Source organism: Bordetella petrii (assembly GCF_020991325.1).
GTDB classification, from domain to species: Bacteria; Pseudomonadota; Gammaproteobacteria; order Burkholderiales; family Burkholderiaceae_B; genus Bordetella_A; species Bordetella_A petrii_E.
On record NZ_JAJMLX010000023.1, the window covers coordinates 21,513 to 27,689 of the forward strand.

6 protein-coding genes are annotated in these 6,177 nt (G+C 64.0%); 1 reads left to right on the forward strand and 5 read right to left on the reverse strand.

Features of this window, described 5'->3' with window-relative positions; translation table 11 throughout:
* Positions 1-66 precede the first annotated feature (66 nt).
* From LPZ50_RS04350 to LPZ50_RS04365, 4 genes are read right to left on the reverse strand one after another with little or no spacing between them, the layout of a single operon-like run.
* A complete protein-coding gene (locus LPZ50_RS04350) occupies positions 67-1,137 on the reverse strand; it encodes a tartrate dehydrogenase (protein ID WP_230658011.1) in 1,071 nt (356 codons plus the stop codon).
* Between the two features lie 11 nt (positions 1,138-1,148).
* Positions 1,149-2,054: an NAD(P)-dependent oxidoreductase gene (locus tag LPZ50_RS04355; protein ID WP_230658013.1), complete on the reverse strand. Its 906-nt coding sequence runs from the start codon at positions 2,052-2,054 to the stop codon at positions 1,149-1,151.
* A 31-nt stretch (positions 2,055-2,085) separates the two neighbouring features.
* Positions 2,086-3,546 (reverse strand): NAD-dependent succinate-semialdehyde dehydrogenase, encoded by a 1,461-nt coding sequence (locus LPZ50_RS04360; RefSeq protein WP_230658016.1) that lies wholly within the window; start codon positions 3,544-3,546, stop codon positions 2,086-2,088.
* A 21-nt stretch (positions 3,547-3,567) separates the two neighbouring features.
* The gene (locus tag LPZ50_RS04365) at positions 3,568-4,434 is read right to left on the reverse strand and encodes a 2-hydroxyacid dehydrogenase (protein WP_230658019.1); all 867 of its coding nucleotides are present in this window, start codon (positions 4,432-4,434) and stop codon (positions 3,568-3,570) included.
* 201 nt (positions 4,435-4,635) lie between these two features.
* Here LPZ50_RS04365 and LPZ50_RS04370 point away from each other — a divergent pair, with 201 nt between their 5' ends.
* A complete protein-coding gene (locus LPZ50_RS04370; RefSeq protein WP_230658022.1) occupies positions 4,636-5,424 on the forward strand; it encodes a FadR/GntR family transcriptional regulator in 789 nt (262 codons plus the stop codon).
* Between the two features lie 29 nt (positions 5,425-5,453).
* Here the strand turns inward: LPZ50_RS04370 and pdxA are convergent.
* The coding region (gene pdxA / locus LPZ50_RS04375) for a 4-hydroxythreonine-4-phosphate dehydrogenase PdxA (RefSeq protein ID WP_230658025.1) at positions 5,454-6,177 on the reverse strand (724 nt) is incomplete at its 5' end.

Here is a 6,177-nt window from a genome sequence, read left to right on the forward strand (position 1 = left end):
TCTTCCCACGGATGAGAATCGACGAGGCTTGCACGGGTGTCTGATCGAGAATCTGAATAGCCCTGGCTACTTGATGTAATCGAGAATCTGGGCGGTGAAGGTTCCAGTGCTTGAGCTGCCGCCCAGGTCCGGGGTGACTTGCCGGTTGTCCGCCGCTAGCGCCGCCTCGATGGCGTGCATGACGGTGGCCGCGGCGTCGGGCTCGCCCAGGTGCTCTAGCATCATCGCCGCCGACCAGATCTGCCCCACGGGATTGGCGATACCCCGGCCCGCGATGTCGGGCGCCGAACCATGTACCGGCTCGAACATCGACGGGTACTTTCTTTCCGGGTTGAGATTGGCGCTGGGAGCGACTGCGATGGTTCCCGTGACGCCAGGGCCCAGGTCGGAAAGAATATCGCCGAAGAGATTGGATCCGACCACCACGTCAAAGCGTTCGGGCGACATGACGAAACGCGCCGCCAGGATGTCGATGTGGTACTGGTCTGTTGCCACATCCGGATACTGGGCCGCCATTTCGGCGAATCGCTCGTCCCAGAATGGCATGGAATGGTAGATGCCGTTGGATTTGGTGGCAGACGTGACGTGGTTGGAACCTATCCGCCCGGCCCACTCGAACGCGAACCTCAGGACGCGGTCGGTGCCTCGGCGCGTAAAGATGGCTTCCTGGCTGACGAACTCGTGGTCGGTGCCGGCAAACATGCGGCCGCCGAGCTGGGAGTATTCCCCTTCGGTGTTCTCCCGCACGATCCAGAAGTCGATCTTGCGCTCGCGGGCGTTGGCCAGCGGGCAGGGCACCCCCGGTAACAAGCGTACGGGGCGCAGATTGACATACTGATCGAACTCGCGGCGGATGGGAATCAACAGGTTCCACAGCGAAATATGGTCGGGTACGCCCGGAAAGCCCACGGCTCCCAGAAAGATCGCGTCGCTGTCGCGCAGCCGCCCGATGCCGTCGTCGGGCATCATCTTTCCGGTGGCCTTATAGGTCTCGCAGCTCCAGTCGTAATGCTGGTACCGCAGGCCGAAGCCATGCAAGCGGCTAACCGCGTCCAGCACCTGCAGGCCGGCGGGCACGACTTCCTTGCCGATACCGTCGCCAGGAATGACCGAGATGGTGTATTGATTATTTGGCATGGCCGCTTCCGTCATGCGCCGCCGGCCGCTGCCCGGGGCGCGGCAAGGTGCTCGATCAGCATGGGCACGGGCGATTGAGCCTGTCCGGCCTGCGCGGCGTCGTCGTACAGCGCCCTGACGGCCTGGGCAAGCAGGTGATGGGCCTGCTGTTCCTCGGCCATGGTGCAGTAGTAGCCCATGTCTTTCAGGGCATTCGACATCGAAAACAGGAAGCCCGACGCGTCCGCCGATTCTATATAGGGGCGTAGCCGGTTCAATACAACGCCGCCGCCGCCGCCCGCGGCCAGAATGTCGCAGAAAATGCGGGGATCGGTGCCGGACTGGCGAGCGCAGGCACTGGCCTCGGCCAGGATGGCCGAGAATCCCAGCGACACATAATTGTGCAGCAGCTTCATCTGGTGGCCGGCGCCGGTGCTCCCCGCGTAGGCAATATTCTCGGCATAAGCCTGCAGCACCGGCAGGCATTGCTCAAAGACCTGCCGGTCGCCGCCCACGATCAGGTTCAGGCGGCCTTCGGCCGCTTCCTTCGGCGTGCGGGTCATCGGAGCGTCCAGGAAACGGCCGCCCACATCCTGGATCGCCTGCGCAATCTTGCGCGTGGAAGAAGGGATGGCGGTAGAGCAGTCGATCACAATGGTGCCGCTTCGCAGGCCATGCAGCACCCCATCTTCCTGGAAGAGCACTGCTTCGACCTGCGGAGACCCGGTCACGCAAAGGATGAGTATGTCGACATCGGCGGCCAGCTGCGCGGCTTGCGGTCGCGTGGTCGCGCCGGCGGCCAGCAGCTTGTCCAGCGGCTGGTTGCCGGGATGCTCCAGAATGGCCAGGGGAAAGCCGTGGCGCAGCAGGCTGGCGCCAATGCCCGAGCCCATCAGCCCGGCACCGATCAGTCCGATATGCGGTTTGTGTTCTGTCATGGAATTTTCTCTTGTGAGCGTGCCGGCCGGATCAGTCGTTGCCCAGGCCGCCAGCGCAGATGTATTTGATTTCGATATAGTCATCGATGCCGTACTTGGACCCTTCGCGGCCGATGCCCGATTCTTTGATGCCGCCGAAGGGCGCGAGCTCGGTCGAGATGATGCCCTCGTTCAAGCCCACGATGCCTGTCTCGAGCGCTTCGGCGACGCGCCATGCGCGGCGGTAGTCCGCGGTGTAGAAATAAGCAGCCAGTCCGAAGGGCGTGTCGTTGGCCAGGGATATCACTTCTTGCTCGGTGCCGAACCGTATCAGCGGCGCGACTGGCCCGAAGGTTTCTTCCTGCATCAGCTTCGCGTGCCGAGGCACATCCGCCAGAATGGATGGTTCATAGAACAGCCCACCCAGTTCATGCGCCCGTCCGCCCGTCAGCACCCTTGCCCCGCCCGCGATGGCGTCGTCGATGTGTTCCTGCACCTTGTCCACGCCAGCCTGGTCGATGAGGGGACCCAGATCCACGGATTCCTCCAGGCCGTCGCCCACGCGCAGGGCCTGCACGGCCTGCCTGAGCCGTTCGGCAAACATGTCGTAAATTCCTTCCTGGACAAAGATCCGGTTCGCGCACACGCATGTCTGGCCCGCGTTGCGGAACTTCGACGCCATGGCGCCTGCCACCGCAAGGTCGAGGTCGGCGTCATCGAATACGATGAAAGGAGCGTTGCCGCCCAGTTCCATCGATACTTTTTTCATCGTGTCGGCGCATTGCTGCATCAGGAATTTCCCGACGCTGGTCGAGCCGGTGAACGACAACTTGCGCACCAGGGGATTGCGGGTCAGCACTTCGCCGACAATGGCGGAACTGCCCGTGACCACATTCAGCACACCGGGGGGGATGCCCGCCTGCTGCGCCAGTTCGGCCAGTGCCAGCGCAGAGTAGGGTGTGGCGGTTGCGGGCTTGACCACGATGGTGCAGCCAGCCGCCAACGCGGCGCCTGCCTTGCGGGTGATCATCGCATTGGGAAAGTTCCAGGGTGTGATGGCCGCGACCACTCCCACAGGTTGCTTGATGACGACGATGCGGCGATCGGCCGTGGCGGCCGGAATCACATCGCCATAGACGCGCTTGGCCTCTTCGGAAAACCATTCCAGGAACGAGGCGCCATACGCGATCTCGCCACGCGATTCCTTGATGGGCTTGCCCTGCTCCAGGGTCAGTAGCCGGGCCAGGTCTTCCTGGTGCGCCATGCATAAATCGAACCAGCGCCGGATCAGTTGCGAGCGCTGCTTGGCGGCCATGGCGCGCCAGGCGGGCAACGCGCGGTTGGCGGCCTCGACGGCCAGCTGCACGTCCTGGCGCGTTAGGGCCGGCATGGTGCCGAGCACGGCGCCGTCCGCCGGGTTGGTGACTTCGATAGTCTTGCCGTCAGACGCATTGATCCATACGCCATCGACATGGCACTGTTGGCGGAACAGCGAAGGTTGTTGCAGGTTCATCTGGAGATCTCGCAAGAGAGGCTAGCGTGGGTCGAGCAGATTGGCGGGCGTGCCGCCCTGGTAGAGTGTGTCGAGCCCGTCTATCAGAAGTCGGCCCATGGCGTCACGGGTTTCGCGGGTGGCGCTGCCGATATGCGGGGAAAGAAAAACATTGTCGAGTTCGCGGTAGCGGGGATCGACATGGGGTTCGTTGGCGAATACGTCCAGTCCGGCGGCGAACAGGCGGCCGCTGGACAGCGCCTCGATCAATGCGTCGTCCACCAGCAGGTCGCCGCGCGAAATGTTCACCAGCACGGCGTGGGCAGGCAGGCGCGCCAGGCGTTCGGCATTGATGACGCCCTTGAGATCGGGAGAGCCGGGAACGGCGATGACCAGCACATCCGCGATGCGCAACGCCTCGTCCAGGTTGGCGTGATAGGTGGCGCCGGCGGCCTGTTCCGGCGGCAGCCGGCGCCGGTTGTGATAGTGGATATCCATGCCGAAGGCACGGGCGCGAGTGGCGATTTCACGGCCGATGCGGCCCATGCCGAATACCAGCACGCGCTTGCCCTTCAGGCCGATGCCCAGCAGTTGGGTTGGCGCCCAGCCCGGCCAGTTGCCGGTGCGCACCATGCGGTCGGCCTCGTAGCCACGGCGGCTGGCGTTGAGCATCAGCATCAATGCCACTTCCGCGCAGGCGTCGCTTAGGACATCAGGGGTGTGCAGTACCCCGATGCCCAATGCGCGCGCGGCTTCCAGGTCGATGTGGTCGTAGCCCACCGACAGGGTGGCAACGTAGCGCAGCGCGGGGGCAAGCCGCTGCAATACGCCAGCGTTGACTTGCTCGGTGGCACTGGCAAGCAGTATCTCGGCCCCTTGCGCGAATTGAACGATTTCGTCCGGCGCCAAGATCCGGTCTGATTCATTGATATGCAAGGCGTAGCGCTTGCTTAATGCCGCCTCGACATCGCCGGTAAACCGGCGGCAAAGGGCAGCCCTGGGTCTGGATGCACTGCCTGGCATGAGGTGTCTCTCTCCGGGTTGTTTTTTTGATATTATTAATTTGTACTACAAATTAGTCAATACAACTTCAAGTTGCTAGTATTCGCCATGCAAGAGACCAACCAGCACGATGAAAGAACGCTGTCCGATCGGTTGACGGACATCCTGGCCCAGGAGATACGCGGTGGCGTATATCCCGTGAATTCGCGCCTGCCCACGGAAAAGTTCATGACCGAGCAGTACGGTGTCAGCCGCACCGTCGTGCGCGAGGTGATTTCACGCCTGAAGGCGGCAAAACTGGTGGAAACCCGCCAGGGCAGCGGCACCGTTGTGCTGGATCCGTCATCCAGCGATGCATTCCGTCTGGGCCGGCCCGACGCAGACCCGGCCCGCGGCGTCTTGCGCATCATCGAATTGCGCCGTGGCCTGGAAGGAGAAATGGCGGCGCTGGCGGCCGAACGGCGTACCGGGCAGCACATGCTGCGGATCAACCGGGCACTGGCCGCGATTGACATTGCGGTGGACATGGATGGCGACGGAGTCGAGGAAGACCTGGCCTTTCATATCGCCATTGCCCATGCGACAGGCAATCCGCACTACCCGGAACTGCTGGGCATGCTGACGCGGGCCCTGAAAGACGCCATACGAGTCACGCGCGGCAACGAAGCGCGCCAGGCACAACTGGCCGACGATGTGCGCAACGAGCACGAGGCGATACGTGCCGCCATCGAGCGGCAGGATGTCGATGCCGCCCGGGCGGCAGCGGTCCATCACATGCTCAGCACTGCGCGGCGTATCCAGAATGTCGACCCCGAATATTGGCAAGGGGCCAATCGCGCGGCGGCGGGTCGCCTGGCGCGCACCCGGCTGGCAGCCGATCTCAGGGAAAAAAAATAAGGCCGCGCCGAACCTTCCGGGACGGCAGGTTAAGGCGTCATGGCCAGCGCCAGGTCGAAGGCGGCCACCAGCGATGCGTGGTCGGCCATGCCTTTCCAGGCGATGTCGAAAGCCGTGCCGTGATCGACGCTGGTGCGCACGAAGGGCAGACCCACCGTGACGTTCACGCCCTGGTCTACCCCCAGGTACTTCACGGGGATCAGACCCTGGTCGTGGTATTGGGCGACCACGATGTCGAACTCGCCGCGCCGCGCGCGCATGAAAACCGTGTCGCCGGGCCATGGCCCCGATGCGTCCAGGCCTTCCGCGCGCGCCTGGGCGATGGCGGGCGCGATGATGTCCAGGTCTTCGCGACCGAACTTGCCGTCTTCGCCCGCGTGAGGGTTCAGCCCGGCCACCGCGATGCGGGGCCGCTCGATGCCCATTTGCCGGCAGGCCCGGTCGGCCAGCCGCAAGGCCCGGATCTCGGCTTGCGGCGTGATGGCCGCCGGCACCTGGGCCAGCGCCATGTGGATGGTGACCAGCAGCACACGCAATTCATCGTTGGCCAGCATCATGGCGAAATCCATGGTGTGCGACCGTTCGGCCAGGATCTCGGTATGGCCAGGCTGGTCGATGCCGGCCAGATGCATGGAATGCTTGCTCAGCGGCGCCGTGACGATGGCGCGGATGGCGCCGGCCTGCGCGTCGTCGATGGCCGCGCACAGATAATCGTAGGCCGCCTGCCCCGCGGCCGCGCTGGCCCGCCCGGGG

Coding starts and splice junctions, on each gene's coding strand:
- LPZ50_RS04350 (WP_230658011.1), bottom strand. CDS start 1,137: ATGCCAAATAATCAATACACCATCTCGGTCATTCCTGGCGACGGTATC.
- LPZ50_RS04355 (WP_230658013.1), bottom strand. CDS start 2,054: ATGACAGAACACAAACCGCATATCGGACTGATCGGTGCCGGGCTGATG.
- LPZ50_RS04360 (WP_230658016.1), bottom strand. CDS start 3,546: ATGAACCTGCAACAACCTTCGCTGTTCCGCCAACAGTGCCATGTCGAT.
- LPZ50_RS04370 (WP_230658022.1), top strand. CDS start 4,636: ATGCAAGAGACCAACCAGCACGATGAAAGAACGCTGTCCGATCGGTTG.